The sequence below is a fragment of the Enterobacter sp. FUJ80071 genome, assembly GCF_038739915.1.
Lineage (GTDB): Bacteria > Pseudomonadota > Gammaproteobacteria > Enterobacterales > Enterobacteriaceae > Enterobacter > Enterobacter kobei.
On sequence record NZ_JBBXKH010000001.1, the window covers coordinates 3,355,186 to 3,374,966 of the forward strand.

Below are 19,781 nucleotides of genomic sequence, written 5' to 3' on the forward strand. Positions count from 1 at the left end.
CTCATTTTTAGGCGTACATTAGCGCCGTCTGGCTACAGGAAAGCACAGAATTCTGAGCTGGAGTCGGCGGCATAGCGGGAAAATTCTCATTTCCGTTTTGGCCGGATTTCAGTTCTCTATACTCAGTTGGACTCTGTTTTTAAATGCGTACCACAAGATACGCGGAGCGATGAAACGTGAAATATTTCTTTATGGGCATTTCGGTGATCGTTTTAGTCTGGGCCGGAACCTTTGCCCTGATGATCTAGTGAAGAACATGCAGTCAAAAAGACAGGAGCCATAGGCTCCTGTCTTTTTATGTCATGATGATGCGGGGTGTTCGGAGACGCTCTTTGTTGAGAGCAGGCCATCGGCCCGGAACATACTCTTGATGCCCCTCACCGCCTGACGAATACGGTCGCTATTTTCGATTAAAGCAAAGCGCACGTGGGTGTCACCGTAATCACCAAAGCCAATGCCCGGCGAAACACACACCTTCGCGTCCTGCAGCAGTTTTTTAGCAAACTCAAGCGATCCCATTGCCGCATACGGCTCCGGAATTTTCGCCCAGACGTACATGGACGCTTTCGGCATTTCCACCATCCAGCCCGCTTCATGTAACCCTTTTACCAGCACGTCGCGGCGGCGTTTATACTGGGCTGCAATGTCGTGAACGCATTGCTGATCGCCTTCAAGCGCCGCAATAGCTGCAACCTGTAGCGGCGTAAAGGTGCCGTAATCGTGATAGCTCTTGATTCGCGCCAGCGCACTCACCAGCGTTTTGTTACCCACCATAAAACCAATACGCCAGCCCGCCATGTTGTAGCTTTTCGACAGGGTAAAGAATTCTACCGCCACGTCACGCGCCCCCGGCACCTGCATGATTGAAGGCGCTTTCCAGCCGTCATAGACGATATCCGCATACGCCAAATCATGTACCACCAGCACGTCATAACGCTTAGCCAGGGCCACAACCTTCTCAAAGAAATCGAGCTCCACGCACTGCGCCGTCGGGTTGGACGGGAAACCAAGGATCATCATCTTGGGTTTCGGATAGCTTTCGCGAATTGCGCGCTCCAGCTCGTTGAAGAAATCGACGCCTTCCACCAGCGGTACAGAACGTACCTGCGCCCCGGCTATCACCGCGCCGTAAATATGGATTGGGTAACTCGGATTGGGAACCAGTACCGTATCACCGTGATCCAGCGTGGCCAGCATCAGGTGCGCCAGCCCCTCTTTCGAGCCGATGGTCACAATGGCTTCACTCTCAGGATCGATATCAACCTGATAACGATCCTGATACCAGCGCGAGATCGCGCGGCGTAATCTGGGAATACCGCGCGAGGTTGAGTAGCCGTGCGTATCCGGACGCTGGGCAACCGTGCAGAGCTTCTCAACGATATGCGGTGGCGTTGGGCCGTCAGGGTTGCCCATGCTGAAATCAATGATGTCTTCGCCGCGCCGACGCGCAGCCATTTTCAGTTCAGCGGTGATATTGAAAACATAAGGGGGGAGACGATCGATACGCGTAAAACGGCGTTCAGGACTGAATTCAGCCATAGATTCCTCAGATTAACGTTAGCGCCCGGACCGTCCGAGCGACGCTGCCACTGATGTGACGTGCTTAGAAAATAACCTGAAAAAAATCACGCTGTCGAGAGGGAAATGAAAAAAAAGAGAACCCCATGAAAACCGGAACACGGGTACGCCTTAAAGCGGAAGGAGGGGGACTCATATCGGCTTTCCGTTATCTATTGTTTAACACAATGATATCAAAACAGTTACCGGACGATGCGACAGCAGGAAAGAATCGGGAGGTATCAATCCTCATTCGATAATCCCCTTTCTAAAACAGGGTTTTTCCTCATTTGATAAACCTGACGGATAGCTGGTCAATATGCCCCAGGTTTTTTATCATGGTTCTTTCCCGTTTTCCCAGGTCTGCTCGTGCACGAAATATTCACTATGCTGCTGGCGGTTTTTGATCGCGCAGCATTAATGCTGATTTGCCTGTTCTTCCTTATTCGCATTCGCCTGTTTCGCGAGCTGTTGCATAAATCTGCTCACTCGCCGAAAGAGCTGCTGGCCGTCACCGCTATCTTTTCGCTCTTTGCGCTGTTCAGCACCTGGTCCGGCGTGCCGGTAGAGGGCTCGCTGGTTAACGTGCGGATTATCGCCGTCATGTCTGGCGGAATTTTGTTTGGTCCGTGGGTAGGTGTCATCACCGGCGTGATTGCCGGAACCCATCGCTACCTGATTGATATCGGCGGCGTCACGGCGGTACCGTGCTTTATCACCAGCATTATCGCCGGGGTACTATCCGGCTGGATCAGCCGTAAAATCCCGAAAAAGCAGCGCTGGCGCGCCGGGATCCTCGCGGGTATGGTGTGCGAAACGCTGACCATGATCCTGGTTGTCGTCTGGGCTCCCACGACCGCGCTGGGGCTGGATATCGTCTCGAAAATCGGCATCCCTATGATTCTGGGTAGCGTGTGCATCGGTTTTATCGTGCTGCTGGTGCAGAGTGTGGAAGGGGAAAAAGAGGCCAGTGCCGCTCGCCAGGCCAAGCTGGCGCTGGATATCGCCAACAAAACGCTGCCACTTTTCCGCCACGTTAACGCGGAGTCGTTGCGTCAGGTCTGCGAGATTATTCGCCACGACATTCACGCGGATGCCGTCGCTATCACCAATATTGACCACGTGCTGGCTTACGTCGGCGTTGGCGAGCACAACTACCGCGACAATGATGACACGATAAGCCCGACCACCAGACAAGCGATTAACTACGGTAAAATCATTATTAAAAACAATGATGAAGCCCACCGAACGCCGGAGATCCACTCTATGCTGGTGATCCCACTTTGGGAGAAAGGCGTGGTGACGGGCACGCTGAAAATTTATTACTGTCACGCGCATCAGATCACCTCAACGCTGCAGGAGATGGCGATAGGTCTGTCGCAGATCATCTCCACGCAGCTTGAGGTCTCCCGGGCGGAACAGTTACGCGAGATGGCAAATAAGGCAGAGCTGCGCGCGCTGCAGAGCAAAATCAATCCCCATTTCCTGTTTAACGCGTTAAACGCCATCTCCTCTTCGATTCGTTTGAATCCGGACACCGCGCGCCAGCTGATTTTCAACCTGTCGCGTTATCTGCGCTACAACATTGAGTTAAGGGATGACGAGCAGATCGACATCAAAAAAGAGCTGTATCAGATTAAAGACTACATCGCGATCGAGCAGGCGCGCTTTGGCGACAAACTGACGGTCATTTACGATATTGATGAAGAGGTCAACTGCGTGATCCCGAGCCTGCTGATCCAGCCGCTGGTCGAAAACGCCATTGTTCACGGTATTCAGCCCTGTAAAGGCAAAGGTGTGGTCACCATTAGCATCACCGAAAGCGGCAACCGGGTGCGTATCGCCGTGCGCGATACCGGCCACGGGATTGACCCAAAAGTCATCGAGCGCGTGGAGTCTAATGAGATGCCGGGGAATAAAATCGGGCTGCTGAATGTGCATCACAGGGTCAAGCTGCTCTACGGCGATGGGCTGCATATTCACCGTCTTGAACCCGGCACTGAAATCGCTTTTTACGTCCCGAATGAACGCTCCCCTGTTCATGCGACGGCATCACTGTTACCTCAGGGTGAGTAATATGAAAGTCATTATCGTTGAAGATGAAATTCTGGCTCAACAGGAGCTCACCTGGCTCATCAAAACCCACAGTCAGATGGAGATTGTGGGTATCTTTGACGATGGGCTGGACGTGCTGAAATTTCTGCAGCATAACCGGGTCGACGCCATTTTTCTGGATATTAATATTCCTTCGCTGGACGGCGTCTTGCTGGCGCAAAACATCAATCAGTTTGCTCACAAGCCGTTTATTGTGTTCGTTACCGCCTGGAAAGAGCATGCCGTTGAGGCCTTCGAACTGGAGGCGTTTGACTATATTCTGAAACCTTACCAGGAGTCGCGGATTGTCAGCATGCTGCAAAAGCTGGAGGCCGCATGGCAGCAACAGAGCGCTCCGGTCACCGCCAGCCCGACGGTACGGGAAAACGACACCATTAATCTGGTCAAGGATGAACGCATCATCGTGACGCCAGTGAATGATATCTACTACGCCGAAGCGCATGAGAAGATGACGTTTGTCTATACGCGGCGGGAATCGTTTGTCATGGCGATGAACATTACCGAATTCTGCGGCAAGCTGCCGTCGGCACACTTTTTCCGCTGCCACAGGTCGTTTTGCGTGAATCTAAATAAGATCCGCGAGATCGAACCGTGGTTTAACAATACCTATATTTTGCGTCTCAAGGATCTGGATTTTCAGGTGCCGGTGAGCCGCAGCAAGGTGAAAGAGTTCCGTCAGCTGATGCACCTGTAAAACGCCCTCTCCCGGCGGAGAGGGCTCTGTATCAGAGGATTTGCCCGAGAACCTGACGCAGATGGGCACCCGAACCCAGCAGGCCAGGGTTATCATGCACGATAAGATAAACAGGAATATCCTGCACGTAGCTTCTGAAGCGTCCTTTATCTTCAAACCCACCGCGGAAACCTGAAGCTTTAAAGAAGTCGAGGAAGCGTGGCACAATCCCGCCCGCAATATAGACCCCACCAAAGGTGCCCAGCGTTAGCGCCAGGTTGCCGCCGAAACGCCCCATGATGACGCAGAACAGCGACAGAGCACGACGGCAGTCGATGCAGCTGTCCGCCAGCGCGCGTTCGGTGACGTCTTTCGGCTGCAGGTTTTCCGGCAGACGTCCGTCCGATTTCACAATTGCACGGTACAGGTTCACCAGCCCGGGTCCAGACAGGACGCGCTCGGCGGAGACGTGGCCGATCTCAGCGCGTAACTCTTCGAGAATAATGCCCTCTTCTTCGCTGTTTGGCGCAAAGTCTACATGACCGCCCTCACCCGGCAGGCTTACCCAGCGCCGATCAACATGCACCAGATGCGAAACGCCCAGACCCGTACCGGCACCGTAAACCGCAATCGGCTTTCCCTCGACCGGTTCAGCGCCGCCGAACTGGATCAGATGCTCTGGCTTGAGCATCGGGATCGCCATAGACACGGCGGTGAAGTCATTGATGATTTCCAGATGCGCAAAACCGAGGTTCTTTTTCATCTCTGCAATAGAGAATGCCCAGGTATGGTTGGTCATGGCGACCCAGTCGCCAGTTATCGGGCAGGCAATGGCAATGCAGCCATCCTCGACGCTCACCTGATGTTCATCCAGATAGACGCGGACAACGGCCTCAAGGCTGGGATAATCCAGCCCCGAGTAAGTTTTCGCCCGGGAAATTTCACCGCTACTTACATCGCATAATGCGAGGCGCGCGTTCGTGCCGCCCACATCACCTACCAAAGCATACTTTGTCATTCTTCTACTGCTCCGCTAAAGTCAGAATAAATCTTTGGGACACTGTAAATTCAAGGCGTGATAACAACAACGACTGGAAGGTGAATGCCCATGGATTATCGATCTTCGTCACAGAATAACTTTACCGTTTCAGCACCTTTTGCACTATTGCCATAAAGCTGATTGTGCAGAGTAACGTTATACCGTTTTGTACAAGGAAATCATCATGCTCCACCCGCGAGCCAGAACCATGCTGTTGCTGGCAATTCCGGCGCTCATCATTGGCGTGGCGTCAAGCCTGGTACTCATTGTCGTGATGAAAGTCGCGTCGGTGCTGCAAGCCCTGCTATGGACGGCGCTTCCGGCGAAACTGGGGATCACCGCTGATTCTTCAGCGTGGATCATTTTGATGCTGACGTTAACCGGTAGTGCGGTAGGCCTGGTGATCCGATTCAGTCCCGGCCACGCCGGACCGGACCCGGCGCTGGAGCCGCTGATTGGCGCCCCGGTTCCGCCCTCTGCGCTGCCGGGGTTGATCATCGCGTTAATTGTGGGCCTGGCGGGCGGCGTCAGCCTCGGACCCGAGCATCCCATTATGGCGGTGAATATTGGTCTGGCGGTGTTCCTGGGCTCACGCATTTTACCGCGCGTGGGTGCGCTGGACTGGACGATCCTCGCCTCCGCAGGCACCATCGGGGCGCTTTTCGGCACGCCCGTCGCTGCCGCGCTGATTTTTTCACAGACGCTTACCAGCAACAATGATGTCCCGCTCTGGGACAAACTGTTTGCTCCCCTGATGGCCGCGGCGGCGGGCGCGCTAACAACCAGTCTGTTTTTCCATCCCCACTTCTCCCTCTCTCTGCCCCACTACGGAGAGATGCGAATAGCGGATATTTTCAGCGGTGCCATCGTCGTTGCAATTGCCATCGCGCTGGGGATGGTCGCGGTATGGTGTCTGCCGCGCCTGCACCGGCTGGTGCATAAACTCAAGCATCCGGTGTTGATTCTGGGCACAGGGGGATTGATCCTCGGTATTTTAGGCACCATCGGCGGGACGGTGACGCTGTTTAAAGGCCTGGACGAGATGCAGCAGCTGGCATTCAGTCAGGTATTTAGCGTTTCCGATTATCTGCTGTTTGCCGTCATCAAACTGGCGGCGCTGGTCGTCGCGGCTGCGTGCGGTTTCCGCGGTGGACGCATTTTCCCGGCAGTCTTTGTCGGCGTGGCGCTGGGGCTGATGTTGCACGAACATGTGGATGCGGTTCCGGCGGCAATTACCGTCTCCTGCTCGATTCTGGGTCTGGTTCTGGTGGTGACGCGTGACGCATGGCTGAGCCTGTTTATGGCGGCGGTTGTGGTGCCGGATTCGACGCTGTTCCCGCTGCTCTGCATCGTGATGTTGCCCGCCTGGCTCCTGCTGGCGGGCAAACCGATGATGATGGCCTGGCGAAACGATAAGTAATCAGGCGCTGTTGCGCGCTTCCAGCGCTTTGGTGAGCGCGCTCAGCAGCGGCGGTATGTCGGATTTCGGCAGCATGACCTCGATCAGCGAAAGCCGCTCGTGGTGCGCCACTTTTTCCAGCACATCCACCAGCTCGCCCGCCTCACTCACCTGCCAGCACTCGGCCTGAGGCGCGAGACTCAGCGCCTGAGGAAGGTGCGTCCAGTTCCAGAGCGCAATATCATTATACCGTTGCTCTGGTCCATGGATGGCCCTTTCGACCGTGTACCCTTCGTTGTTCAGCACCAGAATGATCGGACGTTGTTTATCACGCAACATCGACCCGAGCTCCTGAATAGTCAGCTGCGCCGCGCCATCCCCCGTCAGCACTATCACACGCCGGTTCGGGCAAGCCGTTTGTGCGCCAAACGCTGCGGCCAGCGTGTAGCCGATCGACCCCCACAGCGGCTGGACGATAAAATTCACGTCAGCCGGAAGGCGCAGGTCAATGGCGCCGAAGGCCGAAGTTCCCTGATCGGCAAGGATGATGTCTCCTGGGCGAATAAACGTTTGCAACGTTTTCCAGAAATTCTCCTGGGTCAGCGCGCCCTCCGGCTGAGGGAAGCTCATTGCGCGATGGGAAGCTGGCGCAGGTTTATCATGCACATGCTGTTTGCACAGTTCCACCAGCGTTTCGATTGCCTGAAGTATCGGGATGCCGGTAAACCAGACGTCACCGACGCGGGCAGCGTGAGGCTGAACTTCTATCGTTTGGGCCGGGGTTAACTGATGGGTGAAACCGGCGGTGAGGGTATCGGTAAAACGGGTGCCGATGCACAGTACCGTATCCGCCCCTTCAATCGCCTCTTTTACCGGGCCGGCGCTTGCCGAGCCGCTGTATGTGCCGTAAAAACCGGCATGACGTTCGTCGAATATCCCTTTACCCATTAGCATCGTGGCGTGCGCCATCGGCACGTCCTTCACCCACTTCTGTAGCGCATGCTTGTGTCCATGGCGCAGAACAAGGAAATCAGCTAACAGCGCGGTGCGCTTGCTGGTTGCCAGTTTATTTTCCGCAGCATCCCGAAACGCTTTCAGGCAGGCACTGTCGGCATGGGCATGGTGAAGTGTGAGAGCGTTTACAGGAGGCGTGGCGGCTTTTTTTGCCACGTCGGCAGGTAACATCAAATAGCCGGGACGACGCTCCCGGAGCATGGTGGTCAGAACCCGGTCGATTTCATAGCAGGCGTTTTGTTCGGTCAGGATCGCCTGAGCGACGGTAATCGGCTCGCTCATATGATAAAAATGGCGGAACTCCCCATCACCCAGCGTATGGTGCAGCAGTTCCCCTCGTTGCTGTGACGCCGTCCCCGGCGCCCCGACAATATGCAATACCGGAACGTGCTCGGCATAGCTTCCCGCGATGCCATTCATGGCACTTAACTCGCCGACACCAAATGTTGTGAGCAGCGCGGCGAAGCCCTTACAGCGGGCATATCCGTCAGCGGCATACGATGCATTTAATTCGTTGGCACAGCCCACCCAACAGATGTCGGGGCTGTCTATTACATGGTCGAGAAACTGCAGGTTATAGTCGCCCGGCACGCCAAACAGATGATCGGCTCCACAATCAGTAAGACGGTCCAGCAGGTAATCGGCGACGCAGTATGGGGTACGCATGAACAGGTATCCTTCTAATGTTGACCTCACTTTGAGTATTAGAGAAGCGTGATGGCTGTCCAGAATCAGCGGTAAGAAGGGTATGGAAAGAATGCTTTACAAAAAAGGCTGCGCTATGCTGCTTTTTTTCACGTTAATGTAAACGCATACACTGATTTTTCTCATCTGCGCACGAGGTCATAAAATGGGTTATCAGCCGGATAAAAATCGTTACCAGACAATGCAGTATCGTCGCTGCGGTCAAAGCGGGCTCAGGTTGCCCGTCATATCGCTGGGTCTGTGGCATAACTTTGGGGACGCCACGCGTCTCGGAAACAGCCGTCAACTTTTACAGCGCGCCTTCGACCTGGGTATTACGCATTTCGACCTTGCCAATAACTATGGTCCTCCACCGGGGTCGGCCGAGCGTAATTTTGGGCGTATTTTGCAGGAGGATTTTCTGCCCTGGCGCGACGAGCTGATTATCTCGACGAAAGCGGGATATACCATGTGGGAGGGCCCCTACGGCGACTGGGGATCGCGCAAATATCTGCTGGCAAGCCTGGATCAAAGCCTGAAACGCATGGAGCTGGAGTATGTCGATATCTTCTATCATCACCGTCCTGACCCGGAAACCCCGCTGACTGAAACCATGAAAGCGCTTGACCATCTGGTGCGCCAGGGAAAAGCGCTGTATGTCGGGTTATCCAACTATCCTGCAGAGCTGGCGCGAAAAGCGATTGATATCCTGAATGACCTTGGCACGCCCTGCCTGATCCACCAGCCGAAATACTCCATGTTTGAACGAGGACCGGAAGGGGGTTTACTGGCCGTGCTGCAGGAAAAAGGCGTCGGCTGTATTCCCTTCTCGCCGCTGGCGGGAGGACAGCTCACCAACCGATATCTGAACGGTATTCCCGCAGACTCCCGTGCGGCAAGTGGCAGTCAGTTCCTCAACCCGGATCAGATCACCGAAGAGAAGCTGGAAAAAGTGCGTAAGCTCAATGTCCTGGCGGAAGGCCGCGGCCAGAAGCTATCGCAGATGGCGCTGGCCTGGGTGTTGCGCCATGACGACGTGACGTCGGTGCTGATTGGGGCAAGTCAAGCGGCTCAAATTGATGACGCCGTTGGCATGCTGGAAAACCGCCATTTCTCCGCGGAAGAGCTGAACCTTATTGAAGAAATCCTGACCAGCTCAAAATAAAACCACTTTTAGCAAAAAGTGCTCTGAACCTGGAATTCGGAGTTGAGGCGATGAAACGAGGCTTTACCAACTCGTAATATTGCGTTAACAGGCCCCACAAAGGCCCCGATCGTGAAGGAGAAAGAGTATGTTCAGGTCACTGATTCTTGCAGCGGTATTACTGGCTTCCGCCCCGCTCATCGCCACTGCTGGCGAAATCACCCTGTTGCCATCAGTAAAATTACAAATTGGCGATCGTGACGACTACGGCAGATACTGGGACGGTGGCTACTGGCGCGACCGTGACTACTGGAACCGTCATTATGAATGGCGCGGTGACCGCTGGCGCAGGCACGATAATGGCCTGCATCGCGGCTGGTACAAAAACAATGCCTATGAACGCGGCTACCGCGAAGGCTGGAACGATCGTGACGACCGCCGCGGTGGCTGGGGTCACGGCCCAAAAGGACACGGTGGTCACGGCCACGGTCGTCATTAATGTAAAATGTAAAAAAGGAGCCTTTCGGCTCCTTTCTCTTTTATAACCCCAGCGCTGTGCCAATCAACAGCCATAAATTTAGCGCCACAACCACTACTACAATTGCCCAACCTGTCCGTTTCACCAGCGTCGAGTTAACCAGATCGCCCATCAGGGCTGGATTGCTGGTAAAAATCAGCAGAGGAACCAGCGCCAGTGCGATACCAAAACTCAGCAGCACCTGACTCATCACCAGAATTCGCGTGGGATCAAGCCCCATCAGAATTACAACAAATGACGGCAGCATGGTGACGGAACGACGAACCCACAGGGGAATATGGAAGCGCACAAATCCCTGCATCACCACTTGCCCTGCCAGCGTGCCCACCACCGTGGAAGAGAGACCGGCAGCCACCAGGCTCAAACCAAAAATCGTGGCAGCAGCATGGCTCAGTAACGGCTCCAGCGTGAGATACGCCTGGTCGAGATCGGCAATACCGGTATGACCGTTAAAGTGAAAAGCGGCGGCTGCGGTGGCCATCATCGCCAGGTTCACAAAACCCGCGATGGTCATGGCAATCGCCACATCCCATTTGGTTGCCGAATAACGTTCTTTACGCGTCCCACCGTGAAGATGCTGGGTCAGCGAAGAGTGCAGATAAATGACGTGTGGCATAATGGTCGCCCCAAGCACCCCGGCAGCCAGGAAGACGGCTTCCGACGTTGGCAGGCTGGGGATCACCATGCCTTTACCAAGCTGTACCAGGTTTGGCTGGGAGAATATCAGCTCGACAATATAGGCCGCCGCGACAAACAGCAGCAGACCACCAATCACCTTTTCAAGCGGCTTTTGCCCCCGACGCTGTAACATCAGGATCAGGAAAGTGGCAATCCCGGTCAGGACCGCCCCTTGCAATAGCGATACGCCCAGAATCAGCTTAAAGCCGATCGCCGCACCGATAAATTCAGCGAGATCGGTTGCCATGGCGATGATTTCAGCCTGCACCCAGTAGAGCCAGACGGCCGGACGTGGGTAGTGGTCGCGGATTTGTTCTGCCAGGTTTTTGCCCGTAGCAATCCCCAGTTTTGCTGAGAGCATTTGAATCAGCATCGCCATCAGGTTCGCCCAGACGACCACCCACAGCAACTTATAGCCGAAGCTGGCCCCGGCCTGAATATTGGTCGCAAAATTACCCGGATCGATATAGCCAATGGCAGCAATGAACGCAGGTCCCATTAATGCGAACCGCAGCTTGCGCGCCGCTCTGCCACTGCTACCCTCTACGCGACTGTTAGTCATTATCTGCCTCTGGAAATATAGCCTTTGCTATGTTTAATGCTATCAAAATGAGAATGATTATCAAGATCACTTAAGTGGTTTAACATAATTTCTCTGATAGCTAAGAACGATAGATGGGCAGGTGGTGCGACTTCACAGAATGTGAAAATGCGCAGTCATTTGTGAAGCGTAGCACACAAACTTAACTTTTCACTCATTTACCTAACATAACGAAAATGTATTGTGGATCACTATTTTTGAGACTCGTCACAGGATGTAACTATAGTGTGTCCTTGATCTCGTTTTCTTTTCGCTTGTTGCATAGAATGTGCACGAAAATTAAACCTGCCTCATATTTGGAGCAAATATGGACCGCGTCCTTCATTTTGTCCTGGCACTTGTTGTCGTTACTGCACTCGCATTGCTGGTCAGCACAGACCGCAAAAAAATTCGTATTCGTTATGTTGTCCAGCTGCTGGTCATTGAAGTTTTACTTGCGTGGTTCTTCCTGAACTCCAACGTAGGTCTCGGCTTCGTAAAAGGCTTCTCCGAAATGTTCGAAAAACTGCTCGGATTCGCCAACGAAGGGACCAACTTTGTCTTCGGTAAAATGAACGACGAAGGTCTGGCATTCTTCTTCCTGAAGGTGCTGTGCCCAATCGTCTTCATCTCCGCGCTCATCGGTATTCTGCAGCACATCCGTGTTCTGCCGTTCGTGATTCGTGGAATTGGTTTCCTGTTATCCAAAGTCAACGGCATGGGCAAGCTGGAGTCTTTCAACGCCGTCAGTTCCCTGATCCTCGGTCAGTCTGAGAACTTCATCGCGTATAAAGATATTCTCGGCAAAATGTCGCGTAACCGCATGTACACCATGGCGGCAACCGCAATGTCTACCGTTTCCATGTCTATCGTGGGCGCGTATATGACCATGCTGGAGCCAAAATATGTTGTCGCTGCGCTGGTTCTGAACATGTTCAGCACCTTTATCGTGCTGTCGCTGATCAACCCATACCGCGTTGACGCCAGCGAAGAGAATATCCAGATGTCCAACCTGCACGAAGGCCAGAGCTTCTTCGAAATGCTGGGCGAGTATATTCTGGCCGGTTTCAAAGTGGCGGTTATCGTTGCCGCCATGCTGATCGGCTTCATTGCGCTGATCTCTGCGCTGAACGCCCTGTTCGCCGCGGTGCTGGGTATCTCCTTCCAGGGTATTCTGGGCTACATCTTCTATCCTGTTGCCTGGGTGATGGGTGTTCCGGCTCACGAAGCGCTGCAGGTGGGCAGTATCATGGCAACCAAACTGGTTTCTAACGAATTCGTTGCGATGATGGATCTGCAGAAAATTGCCAGCACGCTTTCTCCGCGCGCGGAAGGCATCCTGTCCGTGTTCCTGGTCTCCTTCGCGAACTTCTCGTCCATCGGTATTATCGCCGGGGCGATTAAAGGCCTGAACGAAGAACAGGGTAACGTGGTTTCACGCTTTGGCCTGAAACTGGTGTACGGCTCCACTCTGGTGAGCGTTCTGTCCGCGTCCATCGCAGCGCTGGTCCTGTAACGTTTACTGCAAAACAAAAAACCGGGAGCTTGCTCCCGGTTTTTTTATGCCCGTATTTCTTCCAGCGGTTTGGGTTTACCTATCAGGTAGCCCTGCAGGTAATCCACGCCGAAGCGAAGCAACATCTCCCGCTGTGCGGGTGTTTCGACATACTCCGCCACCACACATAGCGATTTCGTCTTCGCCAGATTACACATCGACTGGACGATCATCGCATCCATGTCATCAGTACAAATGTCTTTAACAAAGCAGCCGTCAATTTTGATGATATCCGCCTGCAGACGTCTGAGACGCTCGTAGTTGGCGTACCCCGTACCAAAATCATCAATAGCAATCCGGAATCCACAATCCCGCAGTTGCTGAATATTATTGATGCTGCAACCTGAATTGGAGAAAGCCTGCTCTTCGGTGATCTCAATGACCACGGTTTGAGGGGCAACGCCGTATCGTTCAAACAGCGCACAAATCTCGGTCGCCACCTCTTTTTGCATCAGCGTGAGCGGCATCAGATTGACGGAGAAACGGGCCCCAGGCTGCGTCGCAGGATGATCTCGCAGCCACAGCAGTAATTTTTCCATAACGCACATATCAAACCGGTGGCTAAGGTTGAACTGGGCAATCAGCGGAATAAAGCGATCAGGGGTGATGATTTCGCCCTCGCTCTCCATACGCGTCAGAATTTCGTAGTAACCGCTACCGTCTGCCTTCTGGATCGGTTGCGCGTATAAATGGAACTGACCCGCCTCCAGGGCATGCTTAATCCGCGCTAACATCAGGACGCGCTCTGTTGTTTGTCCTGATGCAGCCTCCAGGCTATTCGTCAGCGCAAGTACGTTCTGTCCTGCACAAGATTGCTCAGCCAGCCAGCTTAGTTGCCCCAGCGTGTGATGCAATTTTTCACCGTTTTCGACCATCCCCCAGGAGGCACCAAACTCAATATCCAGCCCGGTGTTGTTCCAGAAAATTTTCCGGCTGTTCAACCGATCAACCATATGCTGGAGACGCTCAGCAATTTCCGGCCCCAGCAAGACCACCACCAGCTCGCTTCCGGGCAACTGGAAGAGCATCTCGTCCTTTTGCAGAAGGGGCTGCAGCGACGAGGCGATCGTGCGTTTGCAGTGGACCCGCATCAGGATCCCGTAATGGCGGCTCAAAAATTCCAGGTTATCCATGCGCAGAATGCACACTTTGGCATCCTGGTGAATCTCAAGATACTCCTCCAGCGCACGGATATTGGGCAAACCGGTCAGCGGATCGGTCAGCGCTCTGCCCTGCCATCCCCGCTTCAGCCACTCGCTACGCTGGTAAATCCGCGACATGTAAAGCAAGCAGATGGCAAACGAGATCAGCACGGACAGGATAAAGGAGAGTGAATGGCCCGACTCCACACCATTCAGGAAGTTATAGTTGTAGGTCAACAGCAGAAGCGCTGAAGCAGCCCAAAGCAGAGAGATAAGTGCATAGGTCAGGCGACTTATCGCTAAGGTAAAGAGAATAAAAATCAGCGGCATTAAATAGCCCGCAATAACAGGGGATTCAAAAGGGCCACATAAAACAGCGAGAATGAAGCCTAGAAGCATGAGCCAGACAAATATAAACAATGAATTCTTATGGAAAAAAATGGGCTTCACGCTTCGTCGCCAGAAGGTGATGGCATAACGAGGATTAATAATCATTCTTAACGGGTAATAGAACATCATGGTAAAAATCAGCGCCGCGCCTATCAGACTTTGAATATCCACGACGTTATAAATTACCGTCCCTTCACCGAAGAAGGTGGAGATAGTTACCGGGAAATCAAACAAATAGCCCGCTAAATACATCGACATTTTAATGCCGAGTGGCACAATAAAACCGAGCCAGAATATCCGTAATCCAATGTGCTTGTTAGGAATGCAGTAGCGCCAGCGCCTGCCCAGCATGAGGCGCAACAGGCCGCACGCCGCGAACAACGCAAAGGTCTGACAAAACAGCAATACTGAATATTGTAGCGGTGCTAAATTAATATAGAATAAATTAGTGACAGTAAAACCTAACAGAATGGGAAGAATTGCCCGACGACCAAATAACAGAATTACCGCCAGCATAACGCTCAGGGGTAACCACGCTAAATAAACGTCGTGACCATTCACAATCGCGCGCGGGGAGAGATAACGGGAGAAAGGAACCGCGATCAGGCATATCGCCAGGGCAATTATAAATATCTTTACATTATTGTACGTTTTTCTATTCATTAAGCTGATGCGATTATTATCCGTTCATATCATTGACCGGATGGATAATAGGTTTATTAATTGTGCGAATCAAGTTGAAGTCTATTTATGGACAGGTTTATTGATTTCGATTGAGGTCAGGTACAGGAATACCTTCTTTTTGATAACAAAATGCGGTGGTGAACGTTACAAACAGATAAAAAAAACCCTCGTCTTTTGACGAGGGTTTAAAATTTTGGTGGAGCTAAGCGGGATCGAACCGCTGACCTCTTGCATGCCATGCAAGCGCTCTCCCAGCTGAGCTATAGCCCCACATGTGACTTTACTGACCGCACTCTGTTGGGTTCAGAGTTTGGTGGAGCTAAGCGGGATCGAACCGCTGACCTCTTGCATGCCATGCAAGCGCTCTCCCAGCTGAGCTATAGCCCCATCGTAAAGCTGTCATGTTGACGGGCGGCATAATATGAATTCCGCCGCGGAGTGTCAACGGCAAATTCATTGACCGTGATTCAATCGCCGAAAATTCATGCAAATGAATCACTTTGCGAGCCTGCTCGCAGTCATGAGTTAAGCCTGTCACGTTTTCACGTTAAACGGTGCTATAAAATGAGCCGTTAATTAACCCCAAGAATATTCAGGAAATTGTATGATCAAGGAACGAATGACGCCGGAAGAGTTAGCCCTGCTCACCGGCTATAGCCGACAGACCATCAATAAATGGGTACGCAAAGAGGGTTGGATAACGTCACCAAAACCAGGCGTCCAGGGGGGCAAAGCACGCCTGGTACATGTGAATGAAAAGGTGCGTGACTTTATCCGCAGCGCGCGACGGGCAACGGAGACATCCGCAATGCCTGACGGCATCAGCAATGAGCGTTCGCTTCATACCCTCCTCCTGACGCTGGCAAATGAAATGACGCCAGAAGAGCAGAAGCAGATGACATCACTGTTACTGCGGGAAGGGATTACCGGTTTGTTACAACGCCTGGGAATTCGCGACCAGAATTAATATGAAAAGATTACGTAGCAAAATGACCACGGAAGAGCTGGCGGAGAGTTTAGGCGTTGCCAGGCAAACGGTGAATCGCTGGATACGCCAGCAGGGATGGGAGACCGAAGGTCTCAATGGTGTGAAAGGCGGTCGGGCGAGGCTCATACACGTCGATGCGCGCGTGAAGGAACATATCATGCGCCTCCCGGCTATCCGAAACCGTCAGGCAGTTTACCACCTGGCAGAGACAACAGCGCCATACATTGTCCCCTCCTCTACTCTGCGACCGGATATCATTGCGACGCTGGAAAACCTGACGCCGTCTGAACAGGAACGTCTGGATGCATTCCTGAAGCGCGAAGGGTTACGCGGCTTTCTTACCCGTTTGAATCTGGCTGAATATACGGCATAAAAAAACGGCAGGTCACCCTGCCGTTCTGCCAGACTAAAAGGTGATTACTGCTGGTTTTCACGTGCCGCAATAAAGTCCAGCGCTTTGTTAATACGCGCCACGCTGCGTGATTTACCAATTGCATGCACGGTCACATCCAGTGCCGGGGACTGGCCCGCACCGGTCACCGCAACACGCAGCGGCATACCGACTTTACCCATACCAACTTCCAGCTCGTCCGCCGTCGCCTGAATAGCGTGATGCACGTTCTCTGCGGTCCAGTCAGCGATCGCAGTCAGCTTGTCTCGCACCACTTCCAGCGGCTGACGCGCAACCGGGCGGAGGTGTTTCTTCGCCGCATCCGCGTCAAACTCATCAAACTCTTCATAGAAGTAGCGGCAGCTTTCAGCCATTTCTTTCAGCGTTTTGCAGCGCTCGCCGAGCAGTTTCACCAGGTCCGCCAGTTCAGGGCCTGTACGGGTATCAATATTTGCCTGCTCAATGTGCCACTGCAGGTAAGTCGCCACGTATTCCGGCGGCATGGTATTGATGTAATGATGGTTCAGCCACTGCAGCTTATCGGTATTAAATGCGCTCGCTGATTTGCTCACTGAGCTCAGCGAAAATAGTTCGATCATCTCTTCGCGGCTGAAGATCTCCTGGTCGCCGTGGGCCCAGCCCAGACGCACCAGATAGTTCAGCAGCGCTTCAGGCAAATAACCGTCATCGCGATACTGCATAACGCTGACCGCGCCGTGACGTTTAGACAGTTTTTTCCCGTCGTCGCCGTTGATCATGGAAACGTGTGCATAGACAGGCACAGGGGCGTTCAGCGCTTTCAGAATGTTGATCTGGCGCGGCGTGTTGTTGATATGGTCTTCACCACGGACAACGTGGGTAATTTCCATATCCCAGTCGTCAACCACAACGCAGAAGTTATAGGTTGGGGAACCATCGGTGCGGCGGATGATCAGATCGTCCAGCTCCTGGTTGCTGAATTCGATCGGGCCACGGATCTGGTCGTCAAAAATCACCGAGCCATCCTGCGGGTTAGCAAAACGCACCACGCACGGTTCATCAGCAGCATGCTCGCTATGGTCATGGCGGCAGCGGCCGTCATAACGCGGCTTTTCACCGTTTGCCATCTGCTCTTCACGCAGCGCATCCAGACGCTCTTTGGAGCAGTAGCATTTATACGCCGTGCCCGCGACCAGCATCTCATCAATAACTGCGTTATAGCGGTCAAAACGTTTGGTCTGGAAATACGGGCCTTCATCCCACTCCAGGTTCAGCCAGTTCATCCCATCCATAATGGCTTCAATTGCTTCCGGCGTGGAGCGCTCAAGATCGGTGTCTTCAATACGCAGCACGAACTCACCTTTGTTGTGGCGTGCAAAAAGCCAGGAATAGAGAGCAGTACGAGCACCACCGACGTGCAGATAGCCTGTCGGGCTCGGCGCGAAGCGAGTTTTGATTTTCATGAAATGGCCTTACGTTATAAAGATGCCGGCAATCGGCAAATCCCGGGGAAAAAACAATGGGCAATATTCTATCACTGTGGGGGGATTCCTCAATGTTCATCCCTTTATCATGAGCGAGTTTGCTGTTTTTGTTTAGAAATCATGCGCCACCGCCCGTTTTGCGATCGTTTTGTTTAATTTTACGACGAACGAATAAAAACTTTAGAAAATGCGTTGACTCATTTTCAACTCTCCCTATAATGCGACTCCACACAGCGGGGGTGATTAGCTCAGTTGGTAGAGCATCTCCTTTACACGGAGGGGGTCGGCGGTTCGAGCCCGTCATCACCCACCATTTACTTCGGTAGACTCGCAGTGTAGATAAGTGTTGAGATTGGGCGATTAGCTCAGTTGGTAGAGCATCTCCTTTACACGGAGGGGGTCGGCGGTTCGAGCCCGTCATCGCCCACCATTCTCATCTTATCGCAGTAGTTCCGAAATGGGCGATTAGCTCAGTTGGTAGAGCATCTCCTTTACACGGAGGGGGTCGGCGGTTCGAGCCCGTCATCGCCCACCATTTCGGGTCGTTAGCTCAGTTGGTAGAGCAGTTGACTTTTAATCAATTGGTCGCAGGTTCGAATCCTGCACGACCCACCAATGCAAAAAAGCGCCCTAAAGGCGCTTTTTTGCTATCTGCGATATGGATGATTCGAACCTGCAGCAGGTTCGGGCCGAACGCAGTGAGGCACCGGAGTCGTTTACGGCGACGGCCCGAAGGGCGAGCGAAGCGAGTCATCCTGCACGACCCACCAATGTAAAAAAGCGCCCTAAAGGCGCTTTTTTGCTATCTGCGTATCTGCAGTTTGTCTACTTTCCTGCCGTCAACGTCTCAATCAACGTCTTCACCGCCGGCGTCACCTGCTTCTCGTTATACACGACATACAAATCTGCCGGAATACGCTCTTTCAGCGGGCGAAACACCACGCCCGGCCACTGCATTTGCGCGTAACTGTCGGCAGCGAGCGTAATCCCCATCCCCATGCTTATCATCGCCAGTACCGTTTGTGGCTCTACGGCTTCGCGTACAATCATCGGTGAAAAACCGGCCTGCTGGCAGACGCGATGTAAAAATGCCCAGTCAGAATGTGCTGACGGCATCGTGACGAAATACTCGTCCTGTAAATCAGCAAGCGCAACGGAGGGTTCCCTGACCAGCCGGTGATCTTCCGGCATCGCCACAAGAAACGCCGCCTCGCGCAACCGCACGCTGGTAAACCCCGCGGTGGGTTCCGTTGCCATTCGCCAGATCCCAATATCCAGCTCCTGACGCTCAAGCAGCGCCATCTGCATGACCGGCGACTTTTCGCGAAAAACGACATCAACATTCGGATGTTCTTTCAAAAAAGTGCGCATAACCGTGCGCACCTCACTCCACATGGCGGTACCGACAATACCCAGTTCAATACGCCCTGCCTCACCCCGGCCAATTTGTTCGACGCGCGCCAGAGCCTGATTTGCGCTGGCAAGCAGCCGACGAGACTCTTCCATCAGCACTTTACCCGCATGCGTCAACGCGACGCTTCGCGAGTGGCGAATAAACAGTAACGTGCCCAGCTGGCTTTCCAGCTCTTTAATGTGCAGGCTTAATGGCGGCTGGGACATATTGAGACGGGCCGCAGCCCGTCCAAAATGCAGTTCCTCCGCCACGGCCAGAAAATAGCGCAGCAGCTTGAGGTCGGTTCGATAGACGCGTTCCATCACAATATATCCTGGCGATAACACTTAAGCG

The 19,781-nt window shown here is 53.2% G+C and carries 16 protein-coding genes, 6 tRNA genes and 1 other RNA gene; 14 read left to right on the top strand and 9 right to left on the bottom strand.

Annotation, left to right across the window (positions count from 1 at the left end; all coding sequences use genetic code 11):
* The first annotated feature begins 176 nt into the window (after positions 1-176).
* A complete protein-coding gene (gene ypdK, locus AAER43_RS16275; protein ID WP_099458937.1) occupies positions 177-248 on the top strand; it encodes a membrane protein YpdK in 72 nt (23 codons plus the stop codon).
* Positions 249-300: 52 nt separating this feature from the next.
* Here ypdK and alaC read toward each other — a convergent pair whose 3' ends face one another.
* The gene (alaC, locus tag AAER43_RS16280) at positions 301-1,539 is read right to left on the bottom strand and encodes an alanine transaminase (RefSeq protein ID WP_014884716.1); all 1,239 of its coding nucleotides are present in this window, start codon (positions 1,537-1,539) and stop codon (positions 301-303) included.
* Between the two features lie 387 nt (positions 1,540-1,926).
* On the opposite strand from alaC, the gene AAER43_RS16285 reads away from it, so the two are divergent.
* Together AAER43_RS16285 and AAER43_RS16290 are read left to right on the top strand one after the other, a co-directional pair.
* Positions 1,927-3,633, top strand: a complete 1,707-nt coding sequence (locus tag AAER43_RS16285) for a sensor histidine kinase (protein WP_050861905.1) — start codon at positions 1,927-1,929, stop codon at positions 3,631-3,633.
* A gap of 1 nt (position 3,634) precedes the next feature.
* Positions 3,635-4,366, top strand: coding sequence for a LytTR family DNA-binding domain-containing protein (locus AAER43_RS16290; RefSeq protein ID WP_045269731.1), 732 nt, complete (start codon positions 3,635-3,637; stop codon positions 4,364-4,366).
* A gap of 31 nt (positions 4,367-4,397) precedes the next feature.
* Here the strand turns inward: AAER43_RS16290 and glk are convergent, their stop codons facing one another.
* Positions 4,398-5,363, bottom strand: coding sequence for a glucokinase (gene glk / locus AAER43_RS16295; protein WP_014884719.1), 966 nt, complete (start codon positions 5,361-5,363; stop codon positions 4,398-4,400).
* Positions 5,364-5,568: 205 nt separating this feature from the next.
* Here glk and AAER43_RS16300 point away from each other — a divergent pair, with 205 nt between their 5' ends.
* Complete coding sequence (locus tag AAER43_RS16300) at positions 5,569-6,804, top strand: ion channel protein (protein WP_342702003.1); 1,236 nt, start codon at positions 5,569-5,571, stop codon at positions 6,802-6,804.
* On the opposite strand, the gene ipdC is transcribed toward AAER43_RS16300, so the two are convergent.
* The gene (gene ipdC / locus AAER43_RS16305) at positions 6,805-8,463 is read right to left on the bottom strand and encodes an indolepyruvate decarboxylase (protein ID WP_050861904.1); all 1,659 of its coding nucleotides are present in this window, start codon (positions 8,461-8,463) and stop codon (positions 6,805-6,807) included.
* A gap of 184 nt (positions 8,464-8,647) precedes the next feature.
* Here ipdC and AAER43_RS16310 point away from each other — a divergent pair, with 184 nt between their 5' ends.
* Both AAER43_RS16310 and AAER43_RS16315 read left to right on the top strand, forming a co-directional pair.
* The gene (locus AAER43_RS16310; RefSeq protein WP_050861903.1) at positions 8,648-9,646 is read left to right on the top strand and encodes an aldo/keto reductase; all 999 of its coding nucleotides are present in this window, start codon (positions 8,648-8,650) and stop codon (positions 9,644-9,646) included.
* A gap of 127 nt (positions 9,647-9,773) precedes the next feature.
* Complete coding sequence (locus AAER43_RS16315) at positions 9,774-10,124, top strand: DUF2502 domain-containing protein (RefSeq protein WP_014884723.1); 351 nt, start codon at positions 9,774-9,776, stop codon at positions 10,122-10,124.
* A 40-nt stretch (positions 10,125-10,164) separates the two neighbouring features.
* Here the strand turns inward: AAER43_RS16315 and AAER43_RS16320 are convergent, their stop codons facing one another.
* Positions 10,165-11,403 (bottom strand): Nramp family divalent metal transporter, encoded by a 1,239-nt coding sequence (locus AAER43_RS16320; protein WP_014884724.1) that lies wholly within the window; start codon positions 11,401-11,403, stop codon positions 10,165-10,167.
* A gap of 346 nt (positions 11,404-11,749) precedes the next feature.
* On the opposite strand from AAER43_RS16320, the gene AAER43_RS16325 reads away from it, so the two are divergent.
* Positions 11,750-12,937 carry a NupC/NupG family nucleoside CNT transporter gene (locus AAER43_RS16325; RefSeq protein ID WP_014884725.1) on the top strand — a complete coding sequence of 396 codons (1,188 nt, stop codon included), beginning with the start codon at positions 11,750-11,752 and terminating at the stop codon, positions 12,935-12,937.
* A gap of 44 nt (positions 12,938-12,981) precedes the next feature.
* On the opposite strand, the gene AAER43_RS16330 is transcribed toward AAER43_RS16325, so the two are convergent.
* From AAER43_RS16330 to AAER43_RS16340, 3 genes are all read right to left on the bottom strand, one after another.
* Positions 12,982-15,171: an EAL domain-containing protein gene (locus AAER43_RS16330; protein WP_032635939.1), complete on the bottom strand. Its 2,190-nt coding sequence runs from the start codon at positions 15,169-15,171 to the stop codon at positions 12,982-12,984.
* A gap of 215 nt (positions 15,172-15,386) precedes the next feature.
* Positions 15,387-15,462 (bottom strand) — tRNA-Ala (locus tag AAER43_RS16335).
* Positions 15,463-15,503: 41 nt separating this feature from the next.
* A tRNA-Ala gene (locus tag AAER43_RS16340) sits at positions 15,504-15,579 on the bottom strand.
* Positions 15,580-15,796: 217 nt separating this feature from the next.
* Here AAER43_RS16340 and AAER43_RS16345 point away from each other — a divergent pair.
* Both AAER43_RS16345 and AAER43_RS16350 read left to right on the top strand, forming a co-directional pair.
* A complete protein-coding gene (locus tag AAER43_RS16345) occupies positions 15,797-16,159 on the top strand; it encodes a YfeC-like transcriptional regulator (protein ID WP_014884727.1) in 363 nt (120 codons plus the stop codon).
* A gap of 1 nt (position 16,160) precedes the next feature.
* A complete protein-coding gene (locus AAER43_RS16350; protein ID WP_032629138.1) occupies positions 16,161-16,553 on the top strand; it encodes a YfeC-like transcriptional regulator in 393 nt (130 codons plus the stop codon).
* Positions 16,554-16,597: 44 nt separating this feature from the next.
* Here the strand turns inward: AAER43_RS16350 and gltX are convergent, their stop codons facing one another.
* Positions 16,598-18,013, bottom strand: coding sequence for a glutamate--tRNA ligase (gene gltX, locus AAER43_RS16355; RefSeq protein ID WP_023331032.1), 1,416 nt, complete (start codon positions 18,011-18,013; stop codon positions 16,598-16,600).
* A gap of 258 nt (positions 18,014-18,271) precedes the next feature.
* Here gltX and AAER43_RS16360 point away from each other — a divergent pair.
* The 5 genes from AAER43_RS16360 to AAER43_RS16380 all read left to right on the top strand — a co-directional run bounded on the left by AAER43_RS16360 (position 18,272) and on the right by AAER43_RS16380 (position 18,804).
* A tRNA-Val gene (locus AAER43_RS16360) sits at positions 18,272-18,347 on the top strand.
* Between the two features lie 41 nt (positions 18,348-18,388).
* Positions 18,389-18,464 (top strand) — tRNA-Val (locus AAER43_RS16365).
* 29 nt (positions 18,465-18,493) lie between these two features.
* Positions 18,494-18,569 (top strand) — tRNA-Val (locus AAER43_RS16370).
* 4 nt (positions 18,570-18,573) lie between these two features.
* A tRNA-Lys gene (locus tag AAER43_RS16375) sits at positions 18,574-18,649 on the top strand.
* A 29-nt stretch (positions 18,650-18,678) separates the two neighbouring features.
* Positions 18,679-18,804, top strand: a non-coding RNA gene (locus AAER43_RS16380) — RtT sRNA.
* Between the two features lie 55 nt (positions 18,805-18,859).
* Here the strand turns inward: AAER43_RS16380 and AAER43_RS16385 are convergent.
* Entirely contained in the window at positions 18,860-19,750 is an 891-nt protein-coding gene (locus tag AAER43_RS16385; protein ID WP_032635933.1) for a LysR family transcriptional regulator, read from the bottom strand.
* Positions 19,751-19,781 lie beyond the last annotated feature (31 nt).